This is a genomic window from Prevotella sp. S7 MS 2 (assembly GCF_000762865.1).
Classification (GTDB): Bacteria; Bacteroidota; Bacteroidia; order Bacteroidales; family Bacteroidaceae; genus Prevotella.
The window spans coordinates 1-1,241 of sequence record NZ_JRPT01000121.1 but is presented as its reverse complement, the minus strand read 5'-3'; the positions used below and the strand labels follow the sequence as shown (position 1 = coordinate 1,241).

Sequence of the window (1,241 nt, the reverse complement as noted above, 5' to 3'; positions counted from 1 at the left end):
ACCTCTGCAAAACCTTACCTCATTCTCTATCATTCTTGTTTTTGAACACTATTGGCTCACCCGCAGTCAATATTTTTGGTTTTTAGGCTATATATGCTCTATTTCATCTCATATTCTCCCCTTATTTGAGAGAATTAGACACAATTATCCCTGGAGTTCGATATAAATTGTAGGCAATAGCCTCCATGATGTGTTGTGCGTGAGTCTTAGCTAGACCTACATATCTGGCTATCCCACCATGAAACCATCTGTGAATAGATCCAAAGGTACGTTCCACTTTATACCGTGTCTTGCTGATGGCTACATTAATACGCTGCTCTCTTTCCGTTAGTTTACGTCCCCTTACTCCTTTGTGCATGATACGACTCTTGAGCTTCATACGTTTAAGTACATCCTTGTTTGCTGTAGAATCATAACCCTTGTCGGCATAAACAGGTGTACTTTGTGGAAGTTTAGCTTTTTCTAATGGCTTTTCCAAATGTTTGATGTCACTTTCGTTAGCCGGTGTGGTTTCCTCAGCTATCACCAAGCCGTTCTCATCTGTAACCGAATGTCGCTTGTAACCGAAGTGTAGCTTCCCCATCTTCTTTACCCAACGTGCTTCACCATCAACATTGGGCTTGACGATCTCTTTAACCATTGCGTTTTCTGCTACATCCCTGCCTGATTCCTCATTGCGATCCTCAACTACTTCGTATTCCTTACGGCCGCGAGGTCGACGAGGACTATCCGTGATACTTGCATCAACGATGGCACCACGCTTAACTAAAACACCAGCTAACTCTAACTGGCGATTTATCTCTTGCAGCACATTGTCGTAAAGGTCGGCTTCAACCAAAATGTTACGGAAACGGCATACAGTTGTACTATCTGGAGCGCAGTCATCCAATCCTAAACCAACAAAGCGACTGAAGGACAGACGGTCATTTACCTGCTCTTCGACCTCGCCGTCACTCAAGCCATACCATGTACGAAGAAGTTCGGTCTTGAACAACACAAGGCTGTCATAGCTTGGACGACCAGTGGGACGGTTGCCTTTGGTGTAAGCAATTTCAATAAGTCCACGAATGGGATTCCAGTCGATTATCTGATCAATTTGAAAGAAAAAGGTCTGTTTAACCTTACGATGACCAACTATTAGGTCAGCAAAACTCGGAGAAGAAGGACGTTGTTTCATACTATAAAGGTACAAAAATATGATGAAATGAGCAAACTTTGAACAATGAGTTTTGCAGAGGTCT

At 42.9% G+C, this 1,241-nt stretch carries 1 protein-coding gene; it reads right to left on the bottom strand.

Annotation, left to right across the window (positions count from 1 at the left end; all coding sequences use genetic code 11):
* Nucleotides 1–121: 121 nt before the first annotated feature.
* Nucleotides 122–1,177: an IS5 family transposase gene (locus HMPREF0671_RS11640; protein ID WP_036901005.1), complete on the bottom strand. Its 1,056-nt coding sequence runs from the start codon at nucleotides 1,175–1,177 to the stop codon at nucleotides 122–124.
* Nucleotides 1,178–1,241: the final 64 nt, after the last annotated feature.